The organism is Pseudomonas sp. S09G 359, from assembly GCF_002843605.1.
GTDB lineage: Bacteria > Pseudomonadota > Gammaproteobacteria > Pseudomonadales > Pseudomonadaceae > Aquipseudomonas.
Genome location: NZ_CP025263.1, coordinates 79,621 through 96,734 on the forward strand (window position 1 = coordinate 79,621; position 17,114 = coordinate 96,734).

The window sequence follows — 17,114 nt, forward strand, 5'->3', positions numbered from 1 at the left end:
GAACCGCCCCGCCCACTCGCTTGCAGGAGAACGGCCATGAGCACTGTGATCGATGACCATGGTCACGCCGACCATGCCCACGGCCCCGCCAAGGGTTTGATGCGCTGGGTGCTGACCACCAACCACAAAGACATCGGCACCATGTACCTGTGGTTCGCCTTCACCATGTTCCTGCTTGGTGGCTCGTTCGCCATGGTCATTCGCGCTGAGTTGTTCCAGCCCGGCCTGCAGATCGTCGAGCCGGCATTCTTCAACCAGATGACCACCATGCATGGCCTGATCATGGTCTTCGGCGCGGTGATGCCGGCGTTTGTCGGCCTGGCCAACTGGATGATCCCGCTGATGATCGGCGCGCCGGACATGGCCCTGCCGCGCATGAACAACTTCAGTTTCTGGCTGTTGCCGGCGGCGTTCCTGCTGCTGGTGTCGACCCTGTTCACCCCCGGCGGTGGGCCGAATTTCGGCTGGACCTTCTACGCCCCGCTTTCCACCACCTACGCGCCGGAAAGCGTGACGTTTTTCATCTTTGCCATCCACCTGATGGGCATCAGTTCGATCATGGGCGCGATCAATGTGGTCGCCACCATCCTCAACCTGCGCGCACCGGGCATGACCCTGATGAAAATGCCGCTGTTCGTCTGGACCTGGCTGATCACCGCGTTCCTGCTGATCGCGGTGATGCCGGTGCTGGCCGGTTGCGTGACCATGATGCTGATGGACATCCACTTCGGTACCAGCTTCTTCAGCGCGGCCGGCGGCGGTGACCCGGTGCTGTTCCAGCACGTGTTCTGGTTCTTCGGCCACCCCGAGGTGTACATCATGATCCTGCCGGCCTTCGGTGCCGTCAGCTCGATCATCCCGACCTTTTCGCGCAAGCCGCTGTTCGGCTACACCTCGATGGTGTACGCCACGGCGAGCATCGCGTTCCTGTCGTTTATCGTGTGGGCGCACCACATGTTTGTGGTGGGTATCCCGTTGGTGGGCGAGTTGTTCTTCATGTACGCCACCCTGCTGATCGCCGTGCCGACGGGGGTGAAGGTGTTCAACTGGGTCAGCACCATGTGGCAAGGCTCGCTGACCTTCGAGACGCCGATGCTGTTTGCGGTGGCCTTCGTGATTTTGTTTACCATCGGCGGGTTCTCCGGGCTGATGCTGGCGATTGCCCCGGCAGACTTCCAGTACCACGACACCTACTTTGTGGTGGCGCACTTCCATTACGTACTGGTGCCGGGTGCGATCTTTGGCATCTTCGCCTCGGCCTACTACTGGCTGCCGAAATGGACCGGCCACATGTACGACGAAACCCTGGGCAAGCTGCACTTCTGGCTGTCTTTCGTCGGCATGAACATGGCGTTCTTCCCCATGCACTTCGTCGGGCTGGCCGGCATGCCGCGCCGGGTGCCGGACTACAACCTGCAGTTTGCCGACTTCAACATGGTGTCCTCGATTGGCGCCTTCATGTTCGGCGCCACGCAGATCTTCTTCCTGTTCATCGTCATCAAGTGCATCCGTGGCGGCCCGCCCGCGCCGGCCAAACCGTGGGATGGCGCCGAAGGGCTGGAGTGGAGCATCCCCTCGCCCGCGCCGTACCACACCTTCACGACGCCGCCGGAGGTCAAGTGAATACCGTGTTCGGCTTGGGTGAGCGCCATGGCTGAGTCCCTGCCCCTCAAACGCCTGGTCACCCGCCTGCTGATCCTGGTGGTGGCGATGTTCGCCTTTGGCTTTGCCCTGGTGCCGATCTACGACGTGATGTGCAAGGCGTTCGGCATCAACGGCAAGACCGCCGGGCAGTACGAGGGCGAGCAAATCGTGGACCCGACGCGCCAGGTGCGCGTGCAGTTTTTGTCCACCAATGCCATCGACATGGTCTGGGATTTTTACGCCAAGGCTGACGAAGTAGTGGTCAACCCGGGCGCGGTTACCGAGATGCTGTTCGTGGCCTACAACCCCACCGACAAGCCGATGACCGCCCAGGCAGTACCGAGCATTTCCCCGGCCGAGGCGGCGATGTATTTCCACAAGACCGAGTGCTTCTGCTTCACCCAACAGGTGCTGCAGCCAGGCCAGCGGATTGAAATGCCGGTGCGCTTCATCGTCGACCGCGACATGCCCAAGGATGTGAAGCATTTGACCCTGGCGTACACGCTGTTCGATATCACTGCGCGGCAGCCGCCGGTGGCTGTGCATACCGGCGGCTAGCTACTGTTTGCCCCCTCAATCAGGAGAGCGAATACATGTCGACTCATGATACGTACTACGTACCGGCGCAAAGCAAATGGCCGATAATTGCCACGATTGGCATGCTCGTCACCGTGTACGGCCTGGCCGTGTGGTTCAACGATCTGAAAGCGGCACGCCCGGAATCCCACGGCCCGTGGATTTTTTTCGTGGGCGGCCTGCTGCTGGCCTACATGCTGTTCGGCTGGTTCGGTGCGGTGATCAAGGAAAGTCGCGCCGGTTTGTACAGCCCGCAGATGGACCGCTCGTTCCGTTGGGGCATGACCTGGTTCATCTTTTCCGAGGTGATGTTCTTTATCGCCTTCTTCGGTGCGCTGTTTTATGTGCGGCACATGTCAGCCCCGTGGCTGGCGGGCGAAGGCTCCAAAGGGATTGCGCACATGCTGTGGCCGAACTTCGAGTTCGCCTGGCCGTTGCTCAACAACCCCGACCCGAAACTCTACCCGGCTCCCGAAGGCACCATCAGCCCGTGGGGGTTGCCACTGGTGAACACCATCCTGCTGGTGAGCTCCAGCGTGACCATTACCATCGCCCACCATGCCCTGCGCAAAGGCCATCGCGGCGCGCTGAAAATCTGGCTGGCGATCACCGTGCTGCTGGGCCTGGCGTTCCTGGGGTTTCAGGCCGAGGAATATATCCACGCCTATAAAGAGTTGGGGCTCACGCTGGGTTCGGGTGTGTATGGCGCGACCTTTTTTATGCTCACCGGCTTCCACGGCGCACACGTGACGATCGGCACCATCATTCTGTTTGTGATGCTGATGCGCATACTGCGCGGGCACTTCAACGCCGAGCACCAGTTCGGCTTCGAAGCGGCCAGTTGGTATTGGCACTTTGTGGATGTGGTGTGGATCGGGCTGTTTTTCTTCGTCTACGTGTTGTGAGGCGTTTTACCAAGGTGCGTGGGATACGAGCTGGCCGCTGAAAAAGCCCCAGGCGATCAATGCCACGGTGATCACGGCCAGCACCACGCGCACGGTCAGGGCGGTGACGAGGCGGTTGGAGTTGCCCGCGTCCTTGACCAGAAAGAACAGGCCACTGAACAGGCTCACGACAGTCGCGATCAGCATCAGGGCAATGGCGGCTTTGAGCATGGTTTGGCTCCAATGAGACAGGCAGGTAATGAGGCAGGCAGGTAATGAGTAGGCGGGCAATGAAAACAAGTATAGCCAGCGCCACAAAATGCTTCCGCCCAGGCATCGCACCCACACTGGTTGTGCTGGTGCTGCTGCCGTTGATGGTGGGCCTGGGGTTCTGGCAGTTGGCCCGTGGCCATGAAAAACAGCTGCTGGTGGATAGCTACGCCGAACGCCGCGTGGCTGCGCCGATCAGCAGCGACCAGCTCAAGGATGAGGCTGACCCGGCCTTTCGGCGGGTGCATCTACGTGGCCAGTTCGATGCCGAACACAGCGTGTTGCTCGACAACCGCATGCGCGACGGCAAGGCCGGGGTCGAGCTGCTGCAACCCTTCCACGACCAGGCCAGCGGTCAGTGGCTGCTGCTCAATCGCGGCTGGCTGCCGTGGCCCGACCGGCGCACGCCGCCGGCCTTCACCACCCCTGAACAGCGGGTGAATCTTGATGCCTGGGTCTACGTTGCGCCCGGCGAAACCTTCCAGTTGCACGCCGACCCGGCGAGCGCGCAGTGGCCACGCCTGCTCACCGCCCTGCACCCCGCCGCGCTGTGGGTCGAGCTGGGCCGCAGCGGTTTTGCCTACGAGCTGCGCGCCGAACCTGGCGCGGGTACGTACGACACCACCTGGCCGATCGTGGCCATGGGCCCGGAAAAACACTTGGGGTATGCGTTGCAGTGGTTCGCCATGTCCCTGGCGCTACTGGCCCTTTACCTCTACCTCGGATGGCACAACGCAAAGGAGAAACACCATGGGAGCGGCCATGAATCCACTCAACATGTCTGAGGCGCCCGACCGTCGCAAAGGCCGCTGGCAGCTGATTCTAATCCTGCTGATGGTGATCGGCCCGATGGCGCTGGCGACCTTTATGTACAAGTTGCAGTTCTGGGTGCCGGATAGCCGCAGCTACCACGGCGAGATGATCGGCAACGGCCAGACCCGCGCCGATATCGGCGTGCTGGCCGATGAACAGCGTTGGCAGTTGCTGGTCACCGCGCCCGCCGTTTGCACCGCCGATTGCCAGCAACTGGTGTACCTCGCGCGCCAGTTGCAGATCGGCCTCGGCCGCGACGCCTCCCGCGCCAGCCACGCCCTGGCCAGCGCGCAGCCGTTGAGCGCCGACTACGACGCCAAGCTCAAGGCCGAATACCCGCAACTGCAACGCTACGCGCTGGACCTGTCGACCTTCAGAGAGAACGCCGCCGCCCCTGGCGAGGCGCAACTGTGGATCGTCGATCCCCACGGCAACCTGGTGCTGCGTTACGACGCCAAGGTCAAGGGTAAGGACCTGCTCAACGACCTGCGCCACCTGCTGAAACTGTCGAACATCGGATAAGGGCATCGTCATGGCCAAACCTGGATTTCGCCTCGCGTTGTTTGCCACCTTGCTGGCGCTGCTCGTCGTGCTGCTCGGCGCTTACACGCGCCTGACCCACGCCGGCCTGGGCTGCCCGGACTGGCCGGGCTGCTATGGGTTTATCAGCGTGCCGCAAAGCGAAGCCCAACTGGCGCATGCCGAGCTGCATTTTCCCGACACACCGGTGGAGGCCGACAAGGGCTGGGCCGAGATGACCCATCGCTACTTTGCCGGCACCTTGGGTCTGCTGATCGCGCTGTTGGCGGCGCGTTCGTGGAGCCATCGACGTGATCCCGGCCAGCCGGTGAAATTGCCGTTGTTCATCCTGACGGTGGTGTTCGCCCAGGCGGCCTTTGGCATGTGGACGGTGACACTCAAGCTGTGGCCGCAGGTGGTCACCGGGCACCTGCTGGGTGGCTTTGCTACGTTGAGCCTGCTGTTTCTGCTGACCCTGCGCTTGTCTGGCGTGTTGCCCGCGTTGATCGTGCCCAAGCGCCTGCAATATTGGGCGACGGCGGGCTTGGTGCTGGTGATCGGGCAGATTGCGTTGGGTGGCTGGGTCAGTTCCAACTATGCGGCGGTGGCGTGTGTCGACTTGCCGACCTGCCACGGCGAATGGTGGCCGACGGCGGATTTTGCCAATGGCTTTCACCTGACCCAGCACATCGGCCCCAATTACCTCGGCGGCCAGCTCGACAGCGAGGCGCGCACGGCCATCCACCTGACCCATCGCATTGGCGCGGTGCTGGTCACGTCTGTGTTGCTTGGGCTGGCCTGGCAGCTGCGCGCGGTGGGCATGACCCGGCTCGCAGGTCTGCTGCTGGTCGCCCTCGCCGCCCAAATTTGCCTGGGCCTGAGCAATGTAGCGTTCGGGCTGCCGTTGCCGGTGGCGGTCGCGCACAACGCCGGCGGTGCCGGGTTATTGCTCACGCTGGTGCTGGTCAATTACCACGCACGCACCAGCCTGGTCCGGGTGCGCAACCAGTTGCCGCTCGGCTGGCGCTTTATCCCGCGCAAACACGTGTCGGGCCTCATCACCCTTAAAGGAGAGATGCCATGGCGACCTTGATCGGCGCGCGTCACGACCAGGCGCTCTGGCGTGACTACCTGGAGCTGACCAAGCCGAAAGTGGTGGTGCTGATGCTTATCACCTCGTTGGTGGGGATGTTCCTCGCGACCCGCGCGGGGGTGCCGTGGGCGGTGCTGGTGTTCGGCAACCTGGGCATTGCCCTGTGTGCCGGCGGCGCGGCGGCGGTCAATCATGTGGTGGATCGGCGCATCGATGCGGTGATGGCGCGTACCCACCAGCGGCCCCTGGCGCAAGGGCGGGTATCGCCGGTAGCAGCGTTGGTGTTTGCATTGTTTCTGGCTGTTGCGGGATTAACCCTGTTGCTGGCCTTCACCAACCCTCTGGCGGCCTGGCTGACCCTGGCTTCGCTGCTCGGCTATGCGGTGATTTATACCGGCTTTCTCAAGCGCGCGACGCCGCAGAATATCGTCATCGGCGGCCTGGCCGGGGCCGCGCCGCCGTTGCTGGGGTGGGTGGCTGTGACTGGGCATATCAGCGCCGAACCGCTGTTGCTGGTGCTGATCATCTTCGCCTGGACCCCGCCGCACTTCTGGGCGCTGGCCATTCACCGCAAGGAGGAATACGCCAAGGCCGACATCCCGATGCTGCCGGTCACCCACGGCGAGCACTACACCAAGGTGCATATCCTGCTCTACACCTTTGCCCTGCTGGCCGTGAGCCTGATGCCCTACGTGATCCACATGAGCGGCGTGCTGTACCTGGTGTGCGCATTGGGTTTGGGCGCGCGCTTTCTGCAATGGGCCTGGGTGCTGTACCGTGGCAGCAAGCCGCACGCGGCGATCAACACCTTCAAGTACTCTATCTGGTACTTGCTGCTGCTGTTTATCGCCCTGCTCGTAGACCACTACTTACTGTTGAACCTATGACCCGAACTCAAAAAACCGTGTTTATCCTGGTGGCCATTGTCGCGTTGATCATGGGCCTGACCGTCAACAAAGTGTTGAGTGGCAAAGGCCAGGGCGACCCCACCGCGCTGATCGACGCCGGCATTATCCTGCTGCCGCAAAGCCGCCAGCTGCCGCCGGTAAGCATGACCGACCAGAACGGCCAGCCCGTTGTCGTCAACGAGTTGAAAGGCAAGTGGAGCCTGCTGTTCTTCGGCTACACCTTCTGCCCGGATATCTGCCCCACCACCCTCGCCCAGTTGCGCCAGATCAAGAGCGAGCTGCCCAAAGACGCGGTGGATAAGTTGCAGGTGATTCTGGTCAGCGTCGACCCGCACCGCGACACGCCGACCCAGCTCAAGCAATACCTGGGCTATTTCGACCCGCAATTCCGCGGCCTTACCGGCGCGAATGTGGATGATGTGCAAAAGGTTTCGAATGCGGTGAGCATCCCGTTCATTCCGGCCGATACCAGCAAGCCCAACTACACCGTGGACCACAGCGGCAACCTCGCGCTGATCGGCCCGGATGGCACGCAGCGTGGGTTTATTCGTGCGCCGCTGAACAACCAGAAGCTGGTGGCGCAGTTGCCGGGGTTGCTGCAGCGTCAGTAAGTCGGGCCCCGGGTTGAGCAACAATGCCAATCAAATGTGGGAGGGGCGGTGCGACGATTCGACTTGCCCCCGATAGCTGAGTGTCAGTCACTGCATATGGTGACTGACCCACTGCTATCGGGAGCAAGTCGAATCGTCGCACCGCCCCTCCCACATTTAGTTTTGTGCAAAGTTTGAACAGGGTGTCGTCAGACATTTCCTGCAAGTTGCGGCGCTGTGCATGAACTTGTTGGCTGCGCTTGGGGTGGCTAGTCTTTGCCCTGTCGCTGCAAATTCAGCGACAGGGCGTAGGAACCCTTATATGTACCCTCGGCGTCATAACGCCACCGTCTGATTGCGGCGTTTTTTTTGTGCCCGTACTATCAGTCGCGGCGGCTATGCGCGGGCACGTTTCGACGTGGCTGAGATCCCTGGGTACTCGGTTCCTACCCCGCGTATGGCTGCCACCCAAGCCCGTAGGAAGGCTGTTGGCAGCTCCTCTTCATACCCGGAGTTGTCCCAATGCAAACACTTACCCCTGACCCACCCATCACCCCCGAAGTCTTCACCCGTCACCATCACCAGTTGCACGCCGTGCTGATCGACAGCCAGCCCTGGTTCAGCGCTGCTGACATCGGCCACCTGATGGGCTTGCACCTCAACCCGGCACTACTGCGCAAGCTTGATCCTGATCAACAACACACCCTGCCCCTGATCACTCACGGCCACTGTGCGCCGACGTTAATGATCAGTGAGTCTGGTGTTTACGCAATGTTCATCTACCACTACTACCCGGAAAACCGCTGCCTGCGTCAGTGGCTGACCCATGAAGTGGTACCGGCTTTGCGCTGACCTTTCAAACATCACAAAACCAATGTGGGAGGGGGCTTGCCCCCGATAGCTGAGTGTCAGTCACTGCATCTGGTGACTGAACCCCTGCTATCGGGGGCAAGCCCCCTCCCACATTTTTTGATCTCCGGTGACTTGGAGATCTGGTTTGATCAGAACGCCGGCAGAATCGCGCCTTTGTACTTCTCGAGGATGAAGGCTTTCACTTCCGGGGTGTGCAGGGCTGCTACCAGCTTCTTCACCGCGTCCGAATCCTTGTTGTCTTCACGGGTCACCAGGATGTTCACGTAAGGCGAGTCGTTGCCTTCGATCACCAGTGCGTCCTTGGAGGGGTCCAGCTTGGCTTCCAGGGCGTAGTTGGTGTTGATCAGCGCCAGGTCGACCTGGGTCAGCACGCGCGGCAGGGTGGCGGCTTCCAGTTCACGGAATTTCAGGTTTTTCGGGTTGGCGCTGATGTCCTTGATGGTCGACAGGATGTTGGTCGGGTCCTTCAGGGTGATCAGGTTGTGCTTGGCCAGCAGCAACAGCGCACGGCCGCCGTTGGTGGCGTCGTTCGGGATCACTACGTTGGCGCCGCTTGGCAGCTCGTCCAGCTTCTTGTACTTGCTGGAGTAAGCGCCCAGGGGTTCCAGGTGCACCGCGCCGACGCTCACCAGGTGAGTGCCCTTGGCTTTGTTGAACTCATCCAGGTACGGCTGGTGCTGGAAGAAGTTGGCGTCCAGGCGCTTTTCTGCCACTTGAACGTTCGGCTGCACGTAGTCGGTGAAGACTTTGACCTGCAGGTCCACGCCTTCTTTGGCGAGTGCAGGCTTCACGAATTCGAGGATTTCCGCGTGGGGCACCGGCGACGCGGCAACCGTGATGGTTTCGGCGTGGACGGAAAATGCGGCAACAGCGGCGAAAGCAACCAGTAGTTTTTTCATCCAACAAGCTCCTTGTTCGGGCATTTGCCGGCTTTTAGCCGGCAACGCTCGTTATTTTCGAGAAAAGTGCACCACCAGCTTGTCGCCGACGGTTTGCAGAATTTGCACCAGGATCAACAGCATCACCACGGTGACCACCATCACATCGGTCTGGAAACGCTGGTAGCCGAAGCGGATCGCCAGGTCACCCAGGCCACCGGCACCCACCACACCGGCCATGGCCGTGTAGGAAACCAGTGTAATCGCCGTCACCGTAATCGCCGCGAAAATGCCGGGGCGTGCTTCGGGCAGCAGCGCGTTGATGATGATCTGACGCGTGCTGGCGCCCATGGACTGTGTGGCCTCGATGATGCCGCGGTCCACTTCACGCAAGGCGGTTTCCACCAGGCGCGCAAAGAACGGCGTCGCACCCACCACCAGTGGCGGGATCGCGCCCGCTACACCCAGCGAGGTGCCGGTGATGAGTACGGTGAACGGGATCATCACGATCAACAGGATGATGAACGGCAGCGAACGCAGGATGTTCACGATCAGCGACAGCAGCGCGTACAGGCCTTTTTGTTCAAACAACTGGCGCGGGCTGGTCAGGAACAGCAACACGCCCAACGGCAGGCCCAGCACCACGGTGAAAAACAGCGAGCCGAACAGCATGGTCATGGTGTCGCCGGTGGCCAGCCAGATTTCGGACCAGTCAATATTGGCGAAGAAACTCAACAGGGTTTCCATTAGCGCAGCACCTCCATGTGGACGTCGGCGGCGGTGAAGCGGGCAAACGCGGCTTCCATATCGCCGCCGGTAACGGCCAGGGTCAGTTGCCCGTAGGGGATGTCTTTGATGCGGTCGATACGACCGGCGAGGATGCTGTAGTCCACACCTGTCTCGCGGGCGACGGTACCCAGTAGCGGCGCGTAGGTCGCTTCGCCCTGGAACGTCAGGCGCACGATGCGGCCCGGTACGTGGGCGAAGTCATCACGCTGTTCGCCTTCGTCGACTTGTTCGGCTTCTTGCACGAAACGCTTGGTGGTCGGGTGCTTGGGGTGCAGGAACACCTCGGCCACCGAGCCTTGCTCGACGATCACGCCGGCGTCCATCACGGCCACCTGGTCGCAGACGCGGCGGATCACATCCATTTCATGGGTGATCAGCACGATGGTCAGCTTCAACTCGCGGTTGATCTCGGCCAGCAGTTGCAGGACCGACGCGGTGGTCTGTGGGTCGAGGGCGCTGGTGGCTTCGTCGCACAGCAAGATCTTCGGCTTGGTTGCCAGGGCGCGTGCGATACCGACGCGCTGCTTCTGGCCGCCGGACAACTGCGCCGGGTACTTCCTGGCGTGGTCCGACAGGCCGACGCGGGCGAGCAATTCAGCCACGCGCAGGTCGATTTCCTTGCGGGACAGCTCGCCTGCCAGGGTCAGTGGCAGGGCCACGTTGTCGGCGACGGTCTTGGACGCCAGCAGGTTGAAGTGCTGGAAAATCATCCCGACCTGCTGACGGAAACGGCGCAGGCCGTTGGCGTCCAGCGCGGTGACTTCTTCACCGTCGACATTGATCTGACCGCCGCTTGGCTGTTCCAAGCGATTGATCAGACGCAGCAGGGTGCTTTTTCCCGCGCCGGAGTGGCCGATCAGGCCAAATACCTGGCCGTTTTCGACGCGCAGGCTGGTGGGATGCAGCGCGGGGATTTCCTTACCGGCGACGCGGTAGGTTTTATGGACGTTATGAAACTCGATCACGTAGCGAACCTTGTGGGGCGCATGGAAAAGGGATCAGCGGTTAGCCGGGCGCGCATTTTAGCCTGTCCGTATAGCGGTATTTAGCATTTATTTCGCATTCAACCAGCGATTTGGCAATAACGCGATCAAAGGTCATAAAAAAGGAACGGCCCAAAACCCCATCAGTCACTACTTAAGCAACTCGATTTCCCAGGTGCCGTGCCTGGGGTTTTGCTCAAACGAGCCGGGGACCGCTCTGGCCACTTTGAATAAGGAGTTTTGACTGATGAGTACCAAGAAGCCAGCGACCCCGCCCAAGAGTGAGCTCGCGGGGACCGATACCCTGGACCGTGGCAACACCAACGCCAAGCTGCAGGCCCTGGAGGAATTCCGCTCCGACGCGACCGGCCAGGCCCTGCGTACCAACCAAGGCGTCAAGATTTCCGACAACCAGAACACGCTGAAAGTCGGCGCCCGCGGCCCATCGCTGCTGGAAGACTTCATCATGCGTGAAAAAATCACGCACTTTGACCATGAGCGCATCCCGGAGCGCATCGTGCATGCCCGGGGCACTGGCGCCCATGGTTATTTCCAGACGTATGAGAACCATTCGGCGCTGACCAAGGCCGGATTCCTGCGTGACCCCGGGCATAAAACCCCAGTGTTCACGCGATTTTCTACCGTGCAGGGCCCGCGTGGCTCGGGCGATACAGTGCGTGACGTACGCGGTTTTGCCGTGAAGTTCTTCACCGACGAAGGTAACTTCGACCTGGTGGGCAACAACATGCCGGTGTTTTTCATCCAGGACGCGATCAAGTTTCCTGATTTCGTACACGCCGTTAAGCCTGAGCCCCACAACGAAATTCCTACAGGCGGCTCGGCCCACGATACGTTCTGGGACTTTGTCTCGCTGCAGCCCGAATCTGCCCACATGGTGATCTGGGCGATGTCTGACCGCGCCATTCCAAAAAGCCTGCGCAGCATGCAAGGTTTTGGCGTGCACACCTTCCGCCTGGTGAATGCCGAGGGTGTATCCAACTTCGTCAAATTCCACTGGCGCCCGACCGCCGGCACCTGTTCGCTGGTGTGGGATGAGGCGCAAAAGCTTGCCGGTAAAGATACCGACTTCCACCGCCGTGATCTGTGGGAAGCCATCGAGATGGGCGATTACCCAGAGTGGGAGCTGGGCGTGCAGGTGATTCCCGAAGACAAGGAACACGCCTTCGATTTCGATATTCTTGACCCAACCAAGCTGATCCCGGAAGAGCTGGTGCCGATTACGCCGCTGGGCAAAATGGTGCTCAACCGCAACCCGGACAACTTCTTTGCCGAAGTGGAGCAGGTGGCGTTCTGCCCAGGGCATATCGTGCCGGGTATCGACTTCTCCAATGACCCGTTGCTGCAGGGGCGGCTGTTTTCCTACACCGATACGCAGATCAGCCGACTCGGTGGCCCGAACTTTCACGAGTTGCCGATCAACCGTCCGGTGGCGCCGTTTCATAACGGCCAGCGCGATGCCATGCACCGCACCACCATCGACAAAGGCCGCGCGGCGTACGAGCCCAACTCGATTGATGGCGGCTGGCCGAAAGAGACCCCGCCTGCCGCGCAGGATGGTGGTTTTGAGACCTACCACGAGCGCATCGACGCACATAAGGTGCGTGAACGCAGCGAGTCGTTTGGTGATCACTTCTCCCAGGCGCGCCTGTTCTTCCGCAGCATGAGCAAGCACGAGCAAGAGCACATCATCGCGGCCTACAGCTTTGAGCTGGGCAAGGTGGAGCGTGAGTTCATTCGCGCGCGCCAGGTTAACGAGATCCTGGCCAACATCGACCTGGAGCTGGCCAAGCGCGTAGCGCAGAACCTTGGTTTGCCAGTGCCCAAGAAGGGAACGGTGCCGGAGCGCGAAACCGCCTTGGCCCGTTCGCCGGCACTGAGCCAGGCCAACCTGTTGCCGGGCGACATCAAAACCCGCAAGGTCGCGATCCTGGCGGCGAACGGTGTGGACGGTGCAGCCATTGCCGCGTTGAAGAAGGCGCTCGAAGCGGAAGGTGCACACGCCAAATTACTGGGGCCTACTTCGGCGCCGGTGACCACGGCGGATGGCAAGAGCCTGCCGGTGGACGCGTCGATGGAGGGTTTGCCGTCGGTTGCGTTTGACGCAGTGTTTATCCCTGGCGGCAAAGACTCGGTGAAGGCGCTGAGCGGCGATGGCGTGGCGTTGCATTACGTGCTCGAGGCGTACAAGCACCTCAAGGCGATTGCCGTTGCCAGTGACGCGAAGCCATTGCTGGACCTGCTCAAGCTGGAGACGGATGCGGGGTTGATCGTGGGCGCAGATGCCAAGGCGTTCAAGGCGTTTTTTGCTGCGATTGGCCAGCATCGGGTTTGGGATCGGGAGGCTAAGGCCAAGGCGATTCCGGCTTAAGTGAATGGTTGTTTGTTAGATCGCTATCGGGGGCAAGCCCCCGATGGCTTTATTCCGCCTTGCGCGGAATCAGCACAACCTGCGCCGGAATATTCTTCAAAATCTGCCGGTGAATCTTCAGCTCATACGCCGAATCAATTCGCTTCACCCGTTTGGTCAACAATGTGGCCAGCCACGGGTAATCCTCGGTGCGCGGCGCCTGGATGCTCACGTCGCACTGGTAATTCACCACGTCGGTGGCGATGGCATCCAGCTGATGACGCAGTTCCTGGATATCCGTGAGGTTCAGCGCCACGGTGGTGCTGGGCGCGGCCGGGTCGATGACTTTGGCGACGGGCTTGGCTTCGGCGGCTTTCAGGGCTGCCTCGGCTTTATCCAATTCGGCCTTGCGGGCGTGGCTGATGGCGCTGTTGACGCCGCCGGTGAGGGCGGGCGCCTTGGGCATCAGCGCACGGGCGCGACTCAGCGCGGTGGCTGCGGCGTTGACGTCGCCTTTTTGCAGCACGATCTGGCTGCGTTGCAGGTAGGCTTCCGCCAGCTGGCGCTGGTAAGGCTCCAGCGTCGGGTCGTTGGGCGACTGGGCTTGCAACGCGGCAAGCTGGTCCTCGGCGGTGGCCAGCTCACTGCTGGCCAGGTTTTGTTCCAGCTGCGCGATGGCCGCAGCGCGTGCGTCCGGGGCCTCGGGGGCGGCGGGCGGTGTGCTTTGACAGGCGCCCAGCAGCAGGGAAAATGCGGCAAGGAGCAGATAACGGGAGTTGAACGGCTTCATTCCTGCGACTCTCTATTTGCGCAAAAAGCGAGCAAGTCTACACCCCTCGACGGGGCAGGACAAAACTCAGCAGAAACAGGGCGGCGGCCGTCACCACAATCGACGGCCCGGCGGGCGTGTCCTTGAACCAGGACAACGCCAGGCCCCCGCACACTGCCAGCATGCCCAGCAGGCTGGCGCCAATCGCCATCTGCTCCGGTGAACGGGCGTGGCGCTGGGCGGCGGCGGCCGGAATGATCAGCAGCGACGTGATCAACAATACGCCGACAATCTTCATCGCAACAGCGATGACTACCGCGATCAACAACATCAGCGCCATGCGCAGCGCCGGCACGGGCAGGCCTTCGACCGTGGCCAGCTCCTCATGCACGGTGATCGCCAGCAGCGGGCGCCACAGGGTCACCAGCAACACCAGCACCGCCGCGCTGCCGCCGAGGATCCAGGCCAGGTCGGTCGGGCTGATCGCCAGCAGGTCGCCGAACAGATAGGCCATCAGGTCGATGCGCACTTCATGCATGAAGCTCAGCACCACCAGGCCCAGGGACAGGGTGCTGGGCGCCAGGATGCCCAGCAGCGTGTCCGAGGCCAGCGGCTGGCGCTGTTGCAGGGTCACCAGCAGCACCGCCAGCAGCAGGCAGCCCACGGTTACGGCGATGGTCGGGCTCACATCCAGCAGGAAGCCCATGGCCACGCCGAGCAGGGCCGCGTGCGACAAGGTGTCGCCAAAGTAGGCCATGCGCCGCCAGACCACGAATGAGCCCAGTGGGCCCGCCACCAGTGCCAAAGCCAAGCCTGCCAGCAGGGCGTAGAGCAGAAAATCAGCCATGCTTGCAGCTATCTCCATGGACATGTGTAGGGGGCGCGCCAGGATCGTCGACCACCGCGCCATGCAAATCGTGGGCGTGGTCGTGATGGTGGTGGTAGACCGCCAGGCTCTGGGCATTCTTGCCGAACAGCTCGACGAACGCCGGGTCGCCGCTGACCTGTTCCGGGTGGCCGGAGCAGCACACGTGGCGGTTGAGGCACACCACCTGATCGGTGGTACTCATCACCAGGTGCAGGTCGTGAGACACCATCAGCACGCCGCAGCCATGACGGTCGCGCAGGCGCGTGATCAGGCTGTACAGCTCGGCCTGGCCGGCCACGTCGACGCCTTGCACGGGTTCATCCAGCACCAGCAATTCAGGCTCGCGCAACAGCGCGCGGGCCAGCAGTACGCGCTGCATTTCGCCGCCGGAGATACTTTGCACCGGGCTGTCGATCACTTGCTCGGCGCCAACTTCCTTGAGCGCGGCCTGTGCGCGGGCACGGTCTACACCGGGCACCAGGCGCAGGAAGCGCAGCACCGACAGCGGCAGCGTCGGGTCGACGTGCAATTTTTGCGGCATGTAACCGACGCGCAGCTTGGGCTTGCGCCACACACTGCCGGTGTCGGGCTTGAGCAGCCCAAGTACCGCGCGCACCAGGGTGGTCTTGCCGGCGCCATTGGGGCCGATCAGCGTGACGATCTGCCCCGGCTCAACGCTCAGCGCGATGTTATCCAGCACGTTTTGCCCGGCGAACGTGACCCCAACCTGTTCCAGGCGGATTAACGCGTTGCTCATCAAGCCCCCTGGCAGCCCGAGCACAGGCCGACGACTTCGACCGTTTGCCCTTCGACCCTGAAGCCAACGTCGGCGGCGCTTTTGATAATCGCGTCGCTGATGCTTTTTTGCTCAAGCTCGATGGCGGCGTGGCAGTCGCGGCAGATCAGGAACTGGCCCTGGTGCGCGTGCTCCGGGTGGTTGCAGCCGACAAAGGCGTTGAGCGAGGCGATGCGGTGCACCAGGCCGTTTTCCAGCAGGAAATCCAGCGCGCGGTACACGGTGGGCGGCGCGGCGCGGCGGCCGTCCTGCTCGCTGAGCACGCCAAGGATGTCGTAGGCGCCCAGTGGCTTGTGGCTCTGCCACACCAACTCCAGCACGCGGCGGCGCAAGGCAGTCAGGCGCAAACCCTTCTGTGCGCACAGAGTGTCGGCCTCGGACAGCGCGGTATGCACGCAGTGAGAGTGGTCGTGGGGACGGCTGGCAAGCGGTGTTTTAGGCATGAGCGGCGACAGACATTTGATAGAGACGTTATTATGTTACCCGTTCCTACGTCATTGAGTGGTCATCGTGTCCCGACTTTTTCGCGTTTTTGTCGTATTTGTCACCAGTTTGTTCATCGTTGGGGCCGCTCAGGCGGACGTCAAGGTGCTGACCAGCATCAAGCCGTTGCAGTTGATTGCTGCCGCTGTGCAGGACGGCGTGGCCGTTCCAGAGGTGTTGCTGCCGCCGGGCGCATCGCCGCACAACTATGCGTTGCGGCCATCCGACGTACGGCGCGTGCAGTCGGTGGACCTGTTGTATTGGATCGGCCCGGACATGGAAAGCTTCCTGCCGCGCGTGCTCAAGGGACGTAGCTTGCCAACCGTGGCGGTGCAGGACCTTCCTGGCATGAAACTGCGTCGTTTTGCCGAAGATAGCCACTCCCATGCCGACGATGCCGACGAACATGATCACGATCACCGCCCCGGCAGCCTGGATGCACACTTGTGGCTGTCCACGGTGAACGCACGGGTGATCGCTGCACGCATGGCCGCTGACCTCAGCGCCGCCGACCCGGCGAATGCCGCGCGTTATCAGAGCAACGTAAAAGCCTTCGATGAGCGTTTGGATGCGCTGGATGCACGCCTGAAAAAACGTATGGCGGGGATTGGCGACAAGCCTTACTTCGTGTTCCACGAAGCCTTTGATTACTTCGAAGACACCTACGGCCTCAAGCACGCCGGCGTGTTCAGTGTGGCCGCGGAGGTGCAGCCAGGTGCCCAGCACGTGGCGGCGATGCGTACACGCCTGCAGGAAGTCGGCAAGACCTGCGTGTTCAGCGAGCCGCCATTGCGCCCGCGTTTGGCTGAAACCCTGGTGGCCGGTTTGCCGGTGAAACTGGCGGAGCTGGATGCGCTGGGCGGGTATACCCCGGCCACGGCGCAGGGTTACGAGCAGGTGCTGGAGAAGCTGGGGAATGACTTGGCGGGGTGCCTGGAGTCTTTATAAGACTAATGAAGATCAAATGTGGGAGGGGGCTTGCCCCCGATGGCAGTGAGTCAGTCAACATA

The 17,114-nt window shown here is 61.7% G+C and carries 19 protein-coding genes; 11 read left to right on the forward strand and 8 right to left on the reverse strand.

Annotation, left to right across the window (positions count from 1 at the left end; translation table 11 throughout):
* Positions 1 to 36 precede the first annotated feature (36 nt).
* The 3 genes from ctaD to CXQ82_RS00395 are packed head-to-tail and all read left to right on the forward strand — an operon-like array spanning position 37 to position 3,125.
* Positions 37 to 1,623, forward strand: a complete 1,587-nt coding sequence (gene ctaD, locus CXQ82_RS00385; protein WP_016969522.1) for a cytochrome c oxidase subunit I — start codon at positions 37 to 39, stop codon at positions 1,621 to 1,623.
* A 27-nt stretch (positions 1,624 to 1,650) separates the two neighbouring features.
* A complete protein-coding gene (locus tag CXQ82_RS00390) occupies positions 1,651 to 2,202 on the forward strand; it encodes a cytochrome c oxidase assembly protein (protein ID WP_101265129.1) in 552 nt (183 codons plus the stop codon).
* A gap of 35 nt (positions 2,203 to 2,237) precedes the next feature.
* Positions 2,238 to 3,125: a cytochrome c oxidase subunit 3 gene (locus CXQ82_RS00395; RefSeq protein WP_101265131.1), complete on the forward strand. Its 888-nt coding sequence runs from the start codon at positions 2,238 to 2,240 to the stop codon at positions 3,123 to 3,125.
* Positions 3,126 to 3,131: 6 nt separating this feature from the next.
* Here the strand turns inward: CXQ82_RS00395 and CXQ82_RS00400 are convergent, their stop codons facing one another.
* The gene (locus CXQ82_RS00400; protein ID WP_101265133.1) at positions 3,132 to 3,335 is read right to left on the reverse strand and encodes a twin transmembrane helix small protein; all 204 of its coding nucleotides are present in this window, start codon (positions 3,333 to 3,335) and stop codon (positions 3,132 to 3,134) included.
* A 59-nt stretch (positions 3,336 to 3,394) separates the two neighbouring features.
* On the opposite strand from CXQ82_RS00400, the gene CXQ82_RS00405 reads away from it, so the two are divergent.
* The 6 genes from CXQ82_RS00405 to CXQ82_RS00430 all read left to right on the forward strand — a co-directional run bounded on the left by CXQ82_RS00405 (position 3,395) and on the right by CXQ82_RS00430 (position 8,149).
* Complete coding sequence (locus CXQ82_RS00405) at positions 3,395 to 4,159, forward strand: SURF1 family protein (protein WP_101265135.1); 765 nt, start codon at positions 3,395 to 3,397, stop codon at positions 4,157 to 4,159.
* Positions 4,125 to 4,709, forward strand: a complete 585-nt coding sequence (locus tag CXQ82_RS00410; protein ID WP_101273702.1) for a hypothetical protein — start codon at positions 4,125 to 4,127, stop codon at positions 4,707 to 4,709. The genes CXQ82_RS00405 and CXQ82_RS00410 overlap by 35 nt, the downstream gene beginning before the upstream one ends.
* Before the next feature lie 10 nt (positions 4,710 to 4,719).
* Complete coding sequence (locus CXQ82_RS00415) at positions 4,720 to 5,799, forward strand: heme A synthase (RefSeq protein ID WP_101265137.1); 1,080 nt, start codon at positions 4,720 to 4,722, stop codon at positions 5,797 to 5,799.
* On the forward strand, positions 5,787 to 6,686 hold the full coding sequence (gene cyoE, locus CXQ82_RS00420) for a heme o synthase (RefSeq protein WP_101265138.1): 900 nt from the start codon (positions 5,787 to 5,789) through the stop codon (positions 6,684 to 6,686). The genes CXQ82_RS00415 and cyoE overlap by 13 nt, the downstream gene beginning before the upstream one ends.
* Entirely contained in the window at positions 6,683 to 7,318 is a 636-nt protein-coding gene (locus CXQ82_RS00425) for an SCO family protein (RefSeq protein ID WP_101265140.1), read from the forward strand. The genes cyoE and CXQ82_RS00425 overlap by 4 nt, the downstream gene beginning before the upstream one ends.
* A 501-nt stretch (positions 7,319 to 7,819) precedes the next feature.
* Positions 7,820 to 8,149 (forward strand): Bro-N domain-containing protein, encoded by a 330-nt coding sequence (locus tag CXQ82_RS00430; RefSeq protein ID WP_101265142.1) that lies wholly within the window; start codon positions 7,820 to 7,822, stop codon positions 8,147 to 8,149.
* A gap of 149 nt (positions 8,150 to 8,298) precedes the next feature.
* Here the strand turns inward: CXQ82_RS00430 and CXQ82_RS00435 are convergent, their stop codons facing one another.
* From CXQ82_RS00435 to CXQ82_RS00445, 3 genes are read right to left on the reverse strand one after another with little or no spacing between them, the layout of a single operon-like run.
* Complete coding sequence (locus CXQ82_RS00435) at positions 8,299 to 9,069, reverse strand: MetQ/NlpA family ABC transporter substrate-binding protein (protein ID WP_101265144.1); 771 nt, start codon at positions 9,067 to 9,069, stop codon at positions 8,299 to 8,301.
* A 51-nt stretch (positions 9,070 to 9,120) separates the two neighbouring features.
* A complete protein-coding gene (locus tag CXQ82_RS00440) occupies positions 9,121 to 9,795 on the reverse strand; it encodes a methionine ABC transporter permease (protein ID WP_101265146.1) in 675 nt (224 codons plus the stop codon).
* Positions 9,795 to 10,802 (reverse strand): methionine ABC transporter ATP-binding protein, encoded by a 1,008-nt coding sequence (locus CXQ82_RS00445; protein WP_101265148.1) that lies wholly within the window; start codon positions 10,800 to 10,802, stop codon positions 9,795 to 9,797. Before CXQ82_RS00445 ends, CXQ82_RS00440 begins: the two co-directional genes overlap by 1 nt.
* 265 nt (positions 10,803 to 11,067) lie before the next feature.
* Between CXQ82_RS00445 and katE the strand changes: the two genes are divergently transcribed.
* Positions 11,068 to 13,209, forward strand: a complete 2,142-nt coding sequence (katE, locus tag CXQ82_RS00450) for a catalase HPII (protein WP_101265150.1) — start codon at positions 11,068 to 11,070, stop codon at positions 13,207 to 13,209.
* Positions 13,210 to 13,258: 49 nt separating this feature from the next.
* Here the strand turns inward: katE and CXQ82_RS00455 are convergent, their stop codons facing one another.
* The 4 genes from CXQ82_RS00455 to zur are packed head-to-tail and all read right to left on the reverse strand — an operon-like array spanning position 13,259 to position 16,064.
* Positions 13,259 to 13,978 carry a PA5502 family lipoprotein gene (locus CXQ82_RS00455; RefSeq protein WP_101265152.1) on the reverse strand — a complete coding sequence of 240 codons (720 nt, stop codon included), beginning with the start codon at positions 13,976 to 13,978 and terminating at the stop codon, positions 13,259 to 13,261.
* A 37-nt stretch (positions 13,979 to 14,015) separates the two neighbouring features.
* Positions 14,016 to 14,804, reverse strand: coding sequence for a zinc ABC transporter permease subunit ZnuB (gene znuB, locus CXQ82_RS00460; protein ID WP_057006185.1), 789 nt, complete (start codon positions 14,802 to 14,804; stop codon positions 14,016 to 14,018).
* The gene (gene znuC, locus CXQ82_RS00465) at positions 14,797 to 15,582 is read right to left on the reverse strand and encodes a zinc ABC transporter ATP-binding protein ZnuC (protein WP_101265154.1); all 786 of its coding nucleotides are present in this window, start codon (positions 15,580 to 15,582) and stop codon (positions 14,797 to 14,799) included. The genes znuB and znuC overlap by 8 nt, the downstream gene beginning before the upstream one ends.
* Complete coding sequence (gene zur, locus CXQ82_RS00470; protein WP_101265156.1) at positions 15,582 to 16,064, reverse strand: zinc uptake transcriptional repressor Zur; 483 nt, start codon at positions 16,062 to 16,064, stop codon at positions 15,582 to 15,584. The genes znuC and zur overlap by 1 nt, the downstream gene beginning before the upstream one ends.
* Positions 16,065 to 16,122: 58 nt before the next feature.
* Here zur and CXQ82_RS00475 point away from each other — a divergent pair, with 58 nt between their 5' ends.
* Positions 16,123 to 17,052: a zinc ABC transporter substrate-binding protein gene (locus tag CXQ82_RS00475; RefSeq protein WP_101265158.1), complete on the forward strand. Its 930-nt coding sequence runs from the start codon at positions 16,123 to 16,125 to the stop codon at positions 17,050 to 17,052.
* The last annotated feature ends 62 nt before the right edge of the window (positions 17,053 to 17,114 follow it).

What these genes read in the sequence shown, in the direction of transcription:
- CXQ82_RS00435 (WP_101265144.1), bottom strand. Translation starts at nt 9,069, where the DNA reads ATGAAAAAACTACTGGTTGCTTTCGCCGCTGTTGCCGCATTTTCCGTC.
- CXQ82_RS00395 (WP_101265131.1), top strand. Translation starts at nt 2,238, where the DNA reads ATGTCGACTCATGATACGTACTACGTACCGGCGCAAAGCAAATGGCCG.
- ctaD (WP_016969522.1), top strand. Translation starts at nt 37, where the DNA reads ATGAGCACTGTGATCGATGACCATGGTCACGCCGACCATGCCCACGGC.
- CXQ82_RS00455 (WP_101265152.1), bottom strand. Translation starts at nt 13,978, where the DNA reads ATGAAGCCGTTCAACTCCCGTTATCTGCTCCTTGCCGCATTTTCCCTG.
- CXQ82_RS00425 (WP_101265140.1), top strand. Translation starts at nt 6,683, where the DNA reads ATGACCCGAACTCAAAAAACCGTGTTTATCCTGGTGGCCATTGTCGCG.
- CXQ82_RS00400 (WP_101265133.1), bottom strand. Translation starts at nt 3,335, where the DNA reads ATGCTCAAAGCCGCCATTGCCCTGATGCTGATCGCGACTGTCGTGAGC.
- CXQ82_RS00415 (WP_101265137.1), top strand. Translation starts at nt 4,720, where the DNA reads ATGGCCAAACCTGGATTTCGCCTCGCGTTGTTTGCCACCTTGCTGGCG.
- znuC (WP_101265154.1), bottom strand. Translation starts at nt 15,582, where the DNA reads ATGAGCAACGCGTTAATCCGCCTGGAACAGGTTGGGGTCACGTTCGCC.
- katE (WP_101265150.1), top strand. Translation starts at nt 11,068, where the DNA reads ATGAGTACCAAGAAGCCAGCGACCCCGCCCAAGAGTGAGCTCGCGGGG.
- CXQ82_RS00430 (WP_101265142.1), top strand. Translation starts at nt 7,820, where the DNA reads ATGCAAACACTTACCCCTGACCCACCCATCACCCCCGAAGTCTTCACC.
- cyoE (WP_101265138.1), top strand. Translation starts at nt 5,787, where the DNA reads ATGGCGACCTTGATCGGCGCGCGTCACGACCAGGCGCTCTGGCGTGAC.
- CXQ82_RS00410 (WP_101273702.1), top strand. Translation starts at nt 4,125, where the DNA reads ATGGGAGCGGCCATGAATCCACTCAACATGTCTGAGGCGCCCGACCGT.
- CXQ82_RS00405 (WP_101265135.1), top strand. Translation starts at nt 3,395, where the DNA reads ATGAAAACAAGTATAGCCAGCGCCACAAAATGCTTCCGCCCAGGCATC.
- CXQ82_RS00390 (WP_101265129.1), top strand. Translation starts at nt 1,651, where the DNA reads ATGGCTGAGTCCCTGCCCCTCAAACGCCTGGTCACCCGCCTGCTGATC.
- zur (WP_101265156.1), bottom strand. Translation starts at nt 16,064, where the DNA reads ATGCCTAAAACACCGCTTGCCAGCCGTCCCCACGACCACTCTCACTGC.
- znuB (WP_057006185.1), bottom strand. Translation starts at nt 14,804, where the DNA reads ATGGCTGATTTTCTGCTCTACGCCCTGCTGGCAGGCTTGGCTTTGGCA.
- CXQ82_RS00440 (WP_101265146.1), bottom strand. Translation starts at nt 9,795, where the DNA reads ATGGAAACCCTGTTGAGTTTCTTCGCCAATATTGACTGGTCCGAAATC.